This window comes from Arthrobacter liuii, from assembly GCF_014639275.1.
GTDB lineage: Bacteria > Actinomycetota > Actinomycetes > Actinomycetales > Micrococcaceae > Arthrobacter > Arthrobacter liuii.
This window is the reverse complement of sequence record NZ_BMFW01000002.1, coordinates 209,863-222,461: the sequence shown is the minus strand read 5'-3', so window position 1 is coordinate 222,461 and position 12,599 is coordinate 209,863. Positions and strand designations below refer to the sequence as shown.

Here is a 12,599-nt window from a genome sequence, read left to right as displayed (position 1 = left end):
TGCCCGCCCCACCCAACGCAAGAACCAACGAAAGGAAAACCCATGGCAACATGGCTCATCACAGGCTGCTCCACCGGACTCGGCCGGGCACTCGCGGAAGCCGTCCTCGCGTCCGGGCACAACGCCGCGGTCACCGCCCGCAACGTTGACGCGGTGCAGGACATCACGGCCGGCTTCCCCGACACCGCGCTCCCCCTTGCCCTCGACGTCACCGATAAGGCCCAGATCAGCGCGGCCGTGAAGCAGGCCGAGGAGAAGTTCGGGAGCATCGACGTGCTGGTCAACAATGCCGGCTACGGCTACCGGGCGGCCGTGGAGGAAGCGGACGACGCCGACATCCGGCGTTTGTTCGACACGAACTTTTTCGGGGCGGTGGACATGGTCAAGGCAGTTTTGCCGGGGATGCGCGCCAACAAGGCCGGGTCCATCCTGAACATTTCCTCCATCGGCGCGCGGATCACGCCTGCGGGTTCGGGCTACTACGCCGCCACCAAGGCGGCGCTGGAAGGCATGTCCGGATCGCTCCGCAACGAGCTGAAGCCGCTCGGCATCAACGTCACGGCGATCGAGCCGGGTGGCTTCCGCACGGACTTCGCGGGCCGCTCCCTGACCCAGTCCGCAACCGCCATCGGGGACTACGCGGACACCGCCGGCAAGCGCCGCAAGGAACACGACACTGCGCACGGCAACCAGCCCGGGGACCCGGACAAGGCCGCCCGGGCGATCATCGCCGTCGTCGAATCCCCCAACCCGCCGGGCCTCCTGGTGCTGGGCACGGACGCGTTCGGCGCCTTCGGCATGGTGGCCGATGCCCAGCGCGCGGAACTGGACCAGTGGCAGGAGCTGAGCACCGGCACGGACATCACGGACTGAGCCCTGCGCGCGCACGACCGGTCCTGACCCGGCCTTCGGATGCCATTAAAAGAGCGGGCTGGGCGCTTTCCGCCCAGCCCGCTCTTGTGGGATGTCAGCGACTGGCGCTGGACTTCCCCGTCAAGGAGTTATCAGTCGTCCTCGTGGTTCGTTGAACCGGCCGGGATGCCGGGAACCTCGTCAGGGCCGTAGATCTTCTCGTCACCGGGGTAGGGGCTCTCCCACTTGTGGGCCTGGTACCAGGTCCAGCGGTTGAACAGGTTGGGGTTTGCGTAGTCTTCCTTCGCGCCGTTGCCTGTCAGGTGCTGTTTCTCGGACCAGTCATCCCACTTTTCGGCGGTTTCCTTCATCGGGGCAGGAACAGCGGTGGCTTTGGCTGCGGCGTCGTTGACTGCCGCGGCGGCCGCTCCGGTCTGGCCCAGGGTGTCCGGGCCGCAGGCGGGGGCGGTCTTGACGCCCTCGGTGAGCGGTACCTGGTTCGGGACCGCGGCGTACGGTGCCAGGTCGGCCTTGTTGGTGAAGGCATCGAACATCGGGGTGGCCGCGGCGACCTTCTGGTTCAGCGGTTCGGCGCCCAGGATCTGCTCGATGGTGCGGACCATGTTGATCTGTGAGTAGAAGGTGCTGACGGTCTTACCGTGCGCCGCGTAGGGGCTGATGACCTGGACGGGGGCGCGGTGGCCGTCGACGTGGTCGGTGCCGTTTTGGCTGTCGTCCTCGGCGATGAAGATCGCGGAGTCCTTCCAGTACTCGGAGTGCGAGATCTCATCGACGATCTTGCCCACGGCGAGGTCGTTGTCGGCAACCTGGGCCTCGGGGTCAGCGGTGCCGCCGGTGTGGTCACTGGAGAGCCACGTCATCTGGAAATTCTTCGGGCCGTTCTTCTCAAAGTCCTGTTTCCAGGTCTCATAGCGGTAGATGTCCGGTACGGCGGTGTCGAACGGGGCCGCGTTCGGGTCCGTGATGTCGTTGAGTGACGGGATGGCGGAGCTGGCGTGCATCTGCAGGGCCGGGGTGAAGAGCTGGGCCGGGTTGCCGCCGGCCATGGTGCTCGTGGCGGCGCAGTAGTACTGCTGCCAGGTCGCACCCGCCGGCTTGCCCTCCACGGAGTCGAACTCGCCGTAATTCCTGGCGGTCTTGCCTGCAGCCTTGATCGCGGTCCAGAGGAAGCCGGAACGCTGGTGGCCCAGGACGTCGTCTTCGGTGTCGTAGGAGCGCTTGTATTCACCGGCGCTGGTTTCGGTGTAGGCCGGGTCATCGCCCTGCATCATCCAGTTGTGGCCCTCGGCGGAGTTGGTGCCGATGTCGTAAGTGTTGTCATACAGGCCAAACTGGCTGGCCAGGGCGTGCTGGTTCGGGGTGACCTTCGCACCGAACTGGGCCAGGGAGGCGTCACCGCTGCCCTGCTTCATGTCGCCGTACACCTGGTCGTACGTGCGGTTTTCCTTCACGATCAGGAACACGTGCTTGATGGTGGACGGTTCGCCGATCCGCTTGGGGACTGCCGCGGCCGGAACGTTGCCCGCTTGGGCTGCCGTCGCTTCCTTGACCGAGCTGCCGTCCCAGCCGTTCTGCTCGAAGACCGTTTCGGTGTTCTTCTGGATCTCTTCATCGCTGGGCAGGGTGAATTTGGTGAGCGAGGCCGTGGTGGAGTGCGTGCCGTGGCCGGTCGCAGCCGTGGTGTTCGGGCCCTCGTTGATGGTCACCTCCGGGCCGCGCGCATCGATGCCGCGGATATTGGTAACCACGATCTGTCCGTTCACCGCGGTGACGTTGCCGGGGTAGTAGTCCGTGGGCAGCAGGCCGATGTAGCTGGCGGGGTCTTTCGGGTCCTGCTTGTTGACCTTGTAGACGGCGACCGCGTTGGCGCGGCCGAGCGAGATCAGCAGGTGGTCGCCCTGCATGGTGATGGCGGTGGGTTCGTAGCCCACCTGGGATGAGGCCCACGGCTGGGTGGCGATGGTTTGGAGGACCTTGTTGCTGGCCGTGTCCACCACCGAGACTGTGTCGCTGTTGGTGTTCGCCACGTACAGGGTGGCCCCGTCCAGGAACATTGCGGTCGGGTGCAGCTGGACGTCGAGGGAGGAAACCGGCGCGGCGGCGTTGGCGGTGTCGATGATGCTGAGCGTGCCGGTCGTGGAGGTGCCGAGGTTTGTATCGGCCGGGACGTCGGTGCCGTAGGAGTTCATGGTCGGCTCGCCCGGGAGTGCCTGCCGGCCTCCTTCGTTGGAGACGTACAGCCGGGTGCCGACGAACTTCAGCTGGCGCGGGGCGATACCGGTACTGAAGGTCTGTTTGATGGTTCCGGCGACCGGGTCGATCGCGACGACAGCGTTCTGGCCGTTCACGGCCGCGTACAGCGTCGAGCCGTCGGGAGAAAATGCCATGCCGGCGGTCAGTGCCTGCTTGTCGCCCGCGGTCGGGATGTTGATCTTCGTGCCCGTGCCCAGCGAGCCGTCGGCATTGAAGGGGTAGCGGACGATGCCGGTGGCGACCGGCTCGTACAGGAACTTGCCGTCGGGTGAAAAGACGGGGCCGTCCTGGCCCACCGAGCCGTCGGTGATGTGCTGGTACGCCATGTTCGCGTAGCCGGCATTGCCTGCCGCTGTGGCAAAAGCGGTAGCGGCTTGGGTGCCGGCCGCAGCGACAGGCTTGTACGTGCTGAGGTCGAAGACCTGCAGGTCCACCGAGCGGTCAGCGCTGGTGCCAACGAGGTAGCGGCCGTCCGGGCTGACGGTCGAGCCCATGATTTTGCCGAACGGGGTCATCAGGCGGTCGCCGATGGGCTTGATCATCTGGTTCGAGGAGACCTGCTCGCCCTCGTCGGTCTGGGAGCCGACCTGCTGCTGGCCGAACGGGATGGTTGAGGCGGCCGCGATCCCGGCGCCACCCAGGATGGCGAGGGTGCAGCTCGCGGCAACGATTGCCAGCGGCTTCTGGCGACGCACGAAGGCGGCCACGTTTCCCATCCGGGAGGGGTTTTCTTCGTGTTCGGGGGCTGAACTACGGACAATTTTTGGGGGTGTTTTCACATCCAAAAACTTAGGTAACCGAGCTTAAATGCACGTGACAATTTTGGTTATTTGAGGCAACGATTTGGTTATCGCAGGCAACCTTGCGTCGCCGCACCCCGGATACAGACAGCGCGGCCGCCGTATGGCTCCAAAATCGGGTAGTAAGTACCCATGACAGGGCGCGTACCTGGTGCGAGCATATTTGCTAACGCTTCATCGCTTCACAAGAGGGACCAACCATGGCAGCAAAACGACGTCGCTCACGTAGCAAGGGCGGCTCTATCGGGTGTGCCCCCTTCCTCATCCTGATCTTCATAGCCCTCATCATAAAATTCTGGTGGGTCATTCTGATCAGCCTGGGCGTGGTGGCAATTTCGGTGGCGCTCGTCCGCTCCGCGAAGGCCCCGGCACGTCCGGCCAGGGTGCCCCCGCCCAAGCCGCATCCCGCCGTGGCCCCGCCCCGACCGGTTATGGCCGGTGATGAGCTGACAGCCCACATGCGCGCCCAAAAGCGGACCGGCCGGGAACGGGACATGCAGGAGTGGGACTATGAGTGGATCCGGTTGGCCAATCCGGGGAAGAGCGTCCGCGAAGTCAATGAGATCGCCAATGCGCATTTGGCCCGGGGCCGTTCCATCGGCATCAACTGGGGCGACCCCTCCGTTTCATGAGGCCGGTCCAGCGGAGGGAGCTGGGCACTACTACTGGCGTCACCGAATAGCCGGCGGCCATTCGGCGCCCTGCTGCGTGACCGCACCAGCAAGGGCCAGGTAGGGGAACCCGCACAATTCCCGCCGATTTGATTCTTCCCTTGCCGCGCTCCGAGGAGGGGCAAATAGGATGGCCATTGGATTTACCGGCCGGAGACGAAGGGCGCCCCATGATCGAGATCCTGAACCCCGCCGAAGTGGCCCGCGCCCGGGAGACCGGCGCCCTGGTGGCGGACATCCTGCAGGCGATGAAAAGCCGTGCCGCCGTGGGCACCAACCTCCTGGACATCGACCAGTGGACCAAGGAGATGATCACCGATGCCGGGGCCGAGTCCTGCTACGTGGACTACGCGCCCTCGTTTGGCCGCGGGCCGTTCGGGCACTACATCTGCACGGGCGTCAACGATGCCGTGCTGCACGGGCTGCCCCACAACTACCAGCTGGCCGACGGCGACCTGCTGACGCTGGACCTCGCCGTCGTCAAGAACGGGATGGCGGCCGACGCAGCCGTCAGCTTCGTTGTGGGCGATTCGCAGCCGGCGGAGAGCGTGGCGATGATCGAGGTGACCGAGCGGGCACTGGCGGCCGGGATAGCGGCCGCCCGGCCGGGGGGCAAGATCGGTGACATCTCCTACGCAATCGGCCGCGTGCTCGGCGATGCGGGCTACCCGGTGAACACCCAGTTCGGCGGCCACGGCATCGGCTCCACCATGCACCAGGACCCGCACGTGCCCAACACCGGCCGCCCCGGCCGCGGTTACAAGCTGCGGCCGGGGCTGCTCCTGGCCCTGGAGCCGTGGATCATGGCGGACACGGCGGAGCTGGTGACGGACGACGACGGGTGGACGCTTCGGAGCGCAACCGGCTGCAGGACGGCCCACACCGAGCACACCATCGCCATCACGGACCACGGCGCCGAGATCCTGACCGTGCCCTCGCGGTGAGGGCGCAGGGCCGGTACACGGAGCAGGTTCAGTACAGGTAGACGTCCACAACCAGCGCGGCCAGCGCGGCGATGGCCGTTGTTGCTCCCACATTGCCCGCCGGATCACGCCTGCAAGGGCCTGCCATGAGGGCGATGCCGGCGCCGGCGAGGGTGAACACCCCTGACCCCGTGTCCTGCCAGCTGATCGGAAACAGCGGGAACGGCAGGTCATGGGAGAACAAGCCAATCGCCCCGGTCCAGTTCAGGATCGAGTTCCAGGCCATGGGCATGATGAGCGCCGACGCTGCGGCCGTGGCCACCACGCCGGGCCGCCGTTCCCGGCGCACCAGCACCAGAAGAACCAGGGCAACCACGGCGGACAACAGGGCGCCGAAGAACATGGCTTGAAGGCTCATCTAACGCCCCAGGTGTGCGACACCGGTAATCATGCGTCCAGTGTAGGCGCCGGTTCCAGGCATTGACCCTGCCTTGCTGGGGTGCGGCTATCCAGTCCCGGCGACGGCGCTCCGGCGTTCCAGCAGCAGCGTGTCCTGCCAGTGCCCGGCCTTGGGACCGTGGCTGATCCGGGCGATCCGTTCCCTGGTCCCCACCACCCGGAAGCCAAGCTTTTGGTGCAGGGCGAGGCTTGCCGTGTTGTCCGGGAAGATGCTGGACTGGATGGTCCAGATCCCCGCGGCTTCGGTGGAATCGATCAGTGCCCCCAGAAGCAGCCGGCCCACACCCCGGCCGTGCGTCTCCGGCCCAACGTAGATGGAGTGTTCCACGACGCCCCGGTAGACCTCCCGCGACGAAACAGGCGAGACCGCGGCCCATCCCACAACCCGGCCCGCATCCTCGGCGATGAGCCGGTGCCCAGGCAACCGGCCGCCGTCGAACGCTTCCCACGTGGGCGGCTCGCTCTCGAAGGTGGCCTCCCCTGTGGCGATGCCGGCGGCGTAAATCGCGTGGACGGCGTCCCAGTCCCCTGGGCACAGTGGGCGGATGGTCACGGAACTGCGCATGGATCCCATTATGGTGCGTCGGCTCCGGTCCCGGCGGCGTGTGGAGTGAGCGGGCGTCCTCCGAAAACCTGCCAAAGGTGAGCGGGCGTCCTCCGAAAACCTGCCAAACGTGAGCGGGCGTCGCGGGGGCGGGACGGCGTGTAAAAAATCCGTCAAGAAAACGGCCGGGCCGCCCCGCTTCTGCCTGCGTTGACCTTTGATGGAGGCGTAGGCAGCATGTGGGGAGGCGGCGGGCGCAGATGCGTTGGGATGAGGACTCTGAAGACCGTGGCAGGGTCAAGTTTGCCGCGGCAGCCGGGGCCGTGGAAGGCTACGGCGGCCGTGCACTGAACGGCCGCGCGCTCCATCCTGCCGCCGGGTACCTGTTCCCCGACCAGGACGGTGAGGGTTGGTGGGTCATTTTCCAGCCCTGGCCCTCACCCGGTGCGCACGGGAACAAGGTTCCCGGCGACATCCTCGCCTGCAACGATTCCTACGGCGACATGGTGCACGTTGTGGTGCTGGCCGCCGGCGTGTGGGAGGACGACGCCGAGGCCGCGTTCCGCACTAAGGTCCCGTCGAGCCTGGCGGACGCCGCCCGGGTCGCCGCCGGGGTGGCGCATATCAGCCGACGTGAACCCATGGGCGCTGGGTAACGTCCGGGACGGCCTCGCGCAGCACCTCCCTGGTCACCGGCGCGATTTCGCCCTCACCCAGGAACAGGAACCGTATGAGGTTGGTGATGGGGTTGCCCTCGGTCCAGCGGAAGTAGATGTGCGGCATGAGCCCGGTGACGTCCCTGATGTGAAGCAGCACGGAGGCAATGGTGTTCGGCACCACCGGGCCGTGGACCTCAAGGATGTGGTACCCGTGGCGGTCCACTCCACGGACGTACAGTTCAGTCTCGAAGTCCGAGGAGTCGTCAACGGTGACCTCGAGGAACAGGACGTCGCCCGCCAGCGGGAGGTGGCTGACCTCAATCGCTGACTCGAGTTTGTCCCGGTAGGCCTCCGCGGACATGCGGAGCGGCTCGTGCGCGATGATGGCGATGGGCCCGTCGACGGTGCTGGACATGAACTCCAGGGCCTGCTGGTCCAGATGCACCCGGGTCGCATGAAGCTCAAAGGAGCGCCGCACCCTGGACAGCAGGGAGATGACGATGATGCCGAGGATGAAGATGGCGGCGATCCTAATGCCCTCGGGCCGTTCAAAGACGTTGGCCACCGTGGTGTACGCGAACACCACGGAGATTGCACCGAAGCCCACGGTCAGGTTCCGCTGCCCGCGCCGGCGCGCCGACAGCGTGACAGCCACGGCGGCGGAGGTCATCAGCACCAGGACGCCGGTGGCGTACGCGCCGCCCTGGGCATCGACGTCGGCGTTGAAGATGAAGGTGATCAGGAACCCGATGAGGGTGAAGACCAGCACCAGGGGCCGGACGGCCTTGGCCCAGGCGGGGGCCATGCCGTAGCGCGGCAGGTACCGGGGCACCAGGTTCAGCAGGCCGGCCATGGCCGACGCGCCGGCGAACCAGAGGATGCCGATGGTGCTGATGTCATAGACGCTGCCGAAGCCCACGCCGAGGTATTCGTGCGCCAGGTAGGCCAGGGCACGGCCGTTCGCCTGCCCGCCGGGCTGGAATTCCTGTTCCGGGATCAGGACCACGGTGATGAAGCTGGTGGTCAGGAGGAAGACGCTCATGATCACCGCGGCGGTGGTGAGCATGCGGCGGGCCCCCTGGATGCGGCCCTTGGGGTTCTCCTCCGTATCGTCCGCGGCACCCTTGACCTGGGGCATCACGGCAACGCCGGTTTCGAACCCTGACAGGCCCAGGGCCAGCTTGGGGAATACCAGCAGCGCGATGGCCACGGCCATCACCGGGTTTCCGTGCGACACCCACAGGTGGGTCCACCAGTCCCCCATGGCCGTGGGGTGCGTGAGCACCTGCGCGAGGGTGGCAACCACCACTATCGCGTTCAGGCCCAGGTAGAGGACCACCAGGACGACGGCGACGCCGATGGCTTCCTTGAAGCCCCGCAGGAACACGGCTGCCAGCAAGGCAAGCAGGAAGAGCGTGACGGGAACGTTCTGGTTCTGGAGCCAGCCGGGAGCCACGGGATTGCCCAGCAGGTGGGCGGTGGCATCTGCTGCCGAAAGGGTCATGGTGATCATGAAGTCAGTGGCCGCGAACCCCAGCAGGACCAGCACCAGGAGCTTGCCGCCCCAGCGGGGCAGCAGCCGCTCCAGCATGGCGATGGAGCCTTCACCGCGGGGGCTTTCACCGGCAACCCTGCGGTACACCGGCAGCGCACCCAGCAGGGTCACCAACACCAGCACCAGGGTGGCCAGCGGCGAGATGACCCCTGCGGCGAGCGCGGCGATGGCCGGCTGGTAGCCCAGGGTGGAGAAGTAGTCCACACCGGTCAGGCACATGACCTGCCACCACGAGTGCTTCTTTTCGTGCTGCGTCGGCACACCGCCGGGGCCCTGGTGGGCGCCCTTGCTGTCCTGCAGCCCGAACAGCAGCCATTCCCGGAGCGCCTTCCTGCCGCGCACGTGGGGCGCGGAGGGATCCGCCGGGGGCCTGCTCAACGTGGTCATGTCTGCCTTTCCGCGCTGCCCGTTGCACCGCGACCACTGCGAAGCTAACACCGGCGAAAACGGCTGGCCTGCGAAAAAGGGATTTCTTAATGATTCCTTTACGGTCCATTCACGACGGCGGCAGCGGCCTTTCCGCGGCGCGTTACGGCTCGAAGCGGTAACCCATGCCTGCTTCCGTGAGCAAGTGCCGGGGCCGGGCCGGGTCTGCTTCGAGCTTGCGGCGCAGCTGGCCCATGTAGACGCGCAGGTAGTGGGTCTCGTTGTCGTAGCCGGGACCCCACACCTTCGCCAGCATCTGCTGCTGCGTTATGAGCCGGCCGGGGTTGCGCACCAGCAGTTCCAGGATGGCCCACTCGCGCGGGGTGAGCCGGACGGCCTCCCCCGATCGGGTCACCTTCCGGTTTGCCAGGTCCACCTCGAAATCGCCCACGTCAACAGCGGCCCCTTGGTCCGCCGCCTCCGGCAGGCCGCTCCGGCGGCCGGCGACGCGCAGCCGGGCCAGGAGTTCATCCAGTCCGAACGGCTTGGTCACATAATCGTCCGCGCCGGCATCCAGGGCACGGACCTTGTCCACCGACCCGTGCCGGGCAGAAAGCACGATGATGGGGATGCTGCTGGTGCGGCGGATCCTGGTGATCACGTCTACGCCGTTGATATCCGGCAGCCCGAGGTCCAGCACCACAACGTCGGCATGGCCGTCCTCCGCGTGCTTCAGGGCAGACGTTCCATCCAGGGCAGTGAGTACCCGGTATCCCTCCGCCTCCAAATTGACCTGCAGGGCCCGGAGGAGCTGCGGCTCATCATCAACCACCAGGACGGTTCTCATGAGGTGGCGGACCCTGCTTCCGTGTGGCGCGGGGACATTCGCGGTCCCGTGGATAACGGCAGGCGAATGACCATGGTCAGTCCTCCGCCGGGGGTTGGTTCAGCCAGGAGCCGGCCGCCCATGGCCTCGGTGAAGCCTTTTGCGACGGCCAGGCCAAGTCCGATGCCGAGGCCCTCGGGGGCGTCATCGAGCCGCTGGAACGGCTGGAACATGGCCACGACGGCGGCAGGGGGCACACCCTGCCCGTGGTCGACGATGCGCAACTCGCCAAAGGGCGTGCCGCCGTCGTCCGCTGCATCCGGCACCCAGGGGACGCCGACGATCACCACGTCCGAACCCGGAGCATACTTGAGTGCATTTTCCACGATGTTGGCGATCACCCGCTCCAGCATCCCCAGGTCCGCGTCAACGGCGGGCATGTTGGGGGTGAGATCGATCCGGATGCGGTCCGCGGGGATGCCCCGCAGCGCGTCTTCGATCGCGTCGCGCCACGCGACCGGCGCCGTGAGCGGCGCTGCCGATCCGCTGGAAATCCGGGACATGTCCAGGAGGTTGGAAATGAGGACACCAAGTCTCTCGGCATAGGACTCAATGGTGGAAAGCATCTCGGCCTGGACGTCCTCCGGCAGTTTCCGGTTCTGGCGCTGAAGGGCAGTTACCGCCAGTTTGATCCCGGCCAGCGGCGTGCGGAGGTCGTGGCTGACGGCCCGCAGGATGGAGGTACGCACGCTGTTGCCCTCGGCCAGTTTGGCGGTGTTTTGCAGCCGGCGCTGGAGGGCATGGCGTTGCCGCAGCAGTTGGAGGTGTGCCCCGTGGGCGGCAAGCAGGAGCCGCTCGCCGGCCGCCAGGGTCCGGCCGGAAAGCACCAGTGCGGTCCGTGGGTCGGGAAGTTCCACGCTGTCCGCCGCCCCTGCGGCATCCGGCGGCGGCGCGGTGTCGCCTGCCAGGACCTGGAGTTCCCACCCAGCGCTTTCTGCTGCCCGGGTGTACAGCGCCGCCGCCCGGACCTGGAAGGTTTCCCGGACCTTGCCCAGGAACGCCGCGACGGTGTCGTCCTCCAGGAGGGCATCGCGTGCGAGGTCCGCCAGTGTGGCCGCTTCGGCACGGGCACGGATCGCCTCCCGGGCCCGCCGCGCCGAAAGGCCCACCACAAGGGACACAGCCACCGCGGCACTCAGGAAAACGAGCAGTGCAAAAACGTTCTGGGGGTCACTGATGTTGAACGTGCCCACGGGGGCCGTCTCGAAATAGTTGAGCAGCAGCGAATCCAGGACCGCTGCCAGCACGGCCGGCCACAGTCCGCCGATGAACGCCACTGCCATCACGCCCGTGAGGTGGACCAGGGTTTGGGTGGCAAGGTTCAGGTCCGGGGAGACGGAGAGCAAGGCAGTTATCGCCGCCGGGAGGACTGCGGCCAGGATAAAGCCCGTTGTGGTGCGCGCGCGGCCCAGGGCTGCCGGGGCAGGCCTTGCCAGGCCACGGCCGGCTCCCGGGTGGGAGACCATGTGCACGTCAATGTCTCCCGAGTCCCGCACCACCCGGTTTCCGGTGCCGGCGCCCAGGAGGCGGCTCCAAAAGTGCCCCGGGGAGGCACCGATGACGATTTGCGTTGCATTGACACTGCGGGCGAATTCCAGGAGGGACTGCGCTGCGTCATCCCCGGAGACCGTGTGAGAGGTCCCGCCCAGGTCCGCAACGAGCTGCCGCTGTGCGTCCAGCAGCTTCTCCGACGTCGCCGGCCGTTCCTCCGCGCTTCGCACGTGCACGGCCACAAGCTCCCCGCCGCTGGCCCTGGACAAAATCCGCGACGCCCGCCGGATGAGCACCTCACCCTCGGCGCCACCGGCAAGTCCCACCACCACGCGCTCGCGAACCGGCCAGGTGGTGGTGATGCCGTGGCTTGCCCGGTATGCCGCAAGGCTTTCGTCCACCTGGTCCGCGAGCCAGATCAGGGCTGTCTCGCGCAGGGCGAAGAGGTTGCCCAGCCGGAATTCGTTGGCCAGCGCTGAGTCGATCATGTCCTTCGGGTAGATCTTGCCGTCGGCAACCCTTTGCCGCAGCAGTTCCGGGGAGATGTCCACCAGTTCAACGTGGTCGGCCTTCCGGACGACGTCGTCCGGGACGGTCTCCCTGCCGGGCTGGTCAGTGACCGCCGCAATAACGTCCGTCAGCGACGCCAGGTGCTGGATCCTGAGGGTGGAGAGCACATCAATGCCTGCTGCCAGCAGCTCCTCAATGTCCTGCCGCCGGAGTTCATTCCTGCTCCCCGGGGTGTTGGCGTGGGCATATTCGTCGACGACGGCCACGTCCGGCCTCCGGTCCAGCACCGCCGCCAGGTCCAGCTCGGGTACCTCCGCGCCCTTGCCGTCCTGCAGAAGGCGCGCCGCAACGGCGTCGAGCCCGTCCAGGAGCTGCCTGGTTTCCTGCCTGCCGTGGTCCGCTGCGATGCCGACGGCCACGTCCCTACCGCAGTCTGCGAGGCGGTGTGCTTCCCGCAGCATGGAGAATGTGGTGCCGGCCCCTTCCGCCGCCCCCAGGAAGATCCGAAGTGTTCCCCGTGCCATACGGACAGTCTTATCCCCAGGGGCCACCGTGGCCAACTCCCAGCGCCCCCACAGAGCGGCCTATGCGTCCGGCGTGCGGCGTCGG

10 protein-coding genes are annotated in these 12,599 nt (G+C 66.9%); 4 read left to right on the top strand and 6 right to left on the bottom strand.

Annotation, left to right across the window (positions count from 1 at the left end; genetic code table 11):
- Positions 1 to 42: 42 nt before the first annotated feature.
- Positions 43 to 873 (top strand): oxidoreductase, encoded by an 831-nt coding sequence (locus tag IEW19_RS03010; RefSeq protein ID WP_188570202.1) that lies wholly within the window; start codon positions 43 to 45, stop codon positions 871 to 873.
- Positions 874 to 1,004: 131 nt separating this feature from the next.
- Here IEW19_RS03010 and IEW19_RS03005 read toward each other — a convergent pair whose 3' ends face one another.
- Positions 1,005 to 3,905: an alkaline phosphatase family protein gene (locus tag IEW19_RS03005; protein WP_229748286.1), complete on the bottom strand. Its 2,901-nt coding sequence runs from the start codon at positions 3,903 to 3,905 to the stop codon at positions 1,005 to 1,007.
- Positions 3,906 to 4,126: 221 nt separating this feature from the next.
- Between IEW19_RS03005 and IEW19_RS03000 the strand changes: the two genes are divergently transcribed.
- Positions 4,127 to 4,558, top strand: a complete 432-nt coding sequence (locus tag IEW19_RS03000; protein WP_188570201.1) for a hypothetical protein — start codon at positions 4,127 to 4,129, stop codon at positions 4,556 to 4,558.
- 209 nt (positions 4,559 to 4,767) lie between these two features.
- Positions 4,768 to 5,541, top strand: a complete 774-nt coding sequence (map, locus tag IEW19_RS02995) for a type I methionyl aminopeptidase (protein WP_188570200.1) — start codon at positions 4,768 to 4,770, stop codon at positions 5,539 to 5,541.
- Between the two features lie 28 nt (positions 5,542 to 5,569).
- Here map and IEW19_RS02990 read toward each other — a convergent pair whose 3' ends face one another.
- Both IEW19_RS02990 and IEW19_RS02985 read right to left on the bottom strand, forming a co-directional pair.
- Positions 5,570 to 5,938: a hypothetical protein gene (locus tag IEW19_RS02990; protein WP_188570199.1), complete on the bottom strand. Its 369-nt coding sequence runs from the start codon at positions 5,936 to 5,938 to the stop codon at positions 5,570 to 5,572.
- A gap of 87 nt (positions 5,939 to 6,025) precedes the next feature.
- Complete coding sequence (locus tag IEW19_RS02985; RefSeq protein WP_188570198.1) at positions 6,026 to 6,544, bottom strand: GNAT family N-acetyltransferase; 519 nt, start codon at positions 6,542 to 6,544, stop codon at positions 6,026 to 6,028.
- Between the two features lie 239 nt (positions 6,545 to 6,783).
- Between IEW19_RS02985 and IEW19_RS02980 the strand changes: the two genes are divergently transcribed.
- On the top strand, positions 6,784 to 7,179 hold the full coding sequence (locus tag IEW19_RS02980) for a hypothetical protein (protein ID WP_188570197.1): 396 nt from the start codon (positions 6,784 to 6,786) through the stop codon (positions 7,177 to 7,179).
- Here IEW19_RS02980 and IEW19_RS02975 read toward each other — a convergent pair.
- From IEW19_RS02975 to IEW19_RS02965, 3 genes are all read right to left on the bottom strand, one after another.
- Positions 7,148 to 9,124 carry an APC family permease gene (locus IEW19_RS02975; protein WP_188570196.1) on the bottom strand — a complete coding sequence of 659 codons (1,977 nt, stop codon included), beginning with the start codon at positions 9,122 to 9,124 and terminating at the stop codon, positions 7,148 to 7,150. The genes IEW19_RS02980 and IEW19_RS02975 overlap by 32 nt on opposite strands.
- Positions 9,125 to 9,266: 142 nt before the next feature.
- Entirely contained in the window at positions 9,267 to 9,950 is a 684-nt protein-coding gene (locus IEW19_RS02970; RefSeq protein ID WP_188570195.1) for a response regulator, read from the bottom strand.
- Positions 9,947 to 12,514: a DUF4118 domain-containing protein gene (locus IEW19_RS02965; protein WP_188570194.1), complete on the bottom strand. Its 2,568-nt coding sequence runs from the start codon at positions 12,512 to 12,514 to the stop codon at positions 9,947 to 9,949. The genes IEW19_RS02970 and IEW19_RS02965 overlap by 4 nt, the downstream gene beginning before the upstream one ends.
- Positions 12,515 to 12,599: the final 85 nt, after the last annotated feature.